The organism is Salifodinibacter halophilus (assembly GCA_012999515.1).
GTDB lineage: Bacteria > Pseudomonadota > Gammaproteobacteria > Nevskiales > Salinisphaeraceae > Salifodinibacter > Salifodinibacter halophilus.
On sequence record JABEEB010000469.1, the window covers coordinates 1 to 252 of the forward strand.

A 252-nucleotide genomic window follows, 5' to 3' on the forward strand; every position below is an offset into this window, starting at 1 on the left:
CTGCATCGCGCGCGGCGTCCAGGCGCTGACCCTGTTCGCCTTCTCCAGCGAAAACTGGGGCCGGCCCGAGGACGAGGTCGGCGGCCTGATGAAGCTGTTCCTCAACGCGCTGGAGCGCGAGGTCGAAGAACTGCACCGGCGCGGCGTGCGCGTGCGCTTCATCGGCGAGCGCGACCGCTTCTCCGACAAGATCCGCGAACGCATGGCCGCGGCCGAGCGCCAGACCCAGGCCAACACCGTGCTGCACCTGAC

General features: G+C 69.8%; 1 protein-coding gene. It reads left to right on the forward strand.

Annotated elements, in window-relative coordinates:
• A partial coding sequence (locus tag HKX41_12485; GenBank protein ID NNC24953.1) for a di-trans,poly-cis-decaprenylcistransferase occupies window positions 1-252 on the forward strand: 252 nt, incomplete at both ends.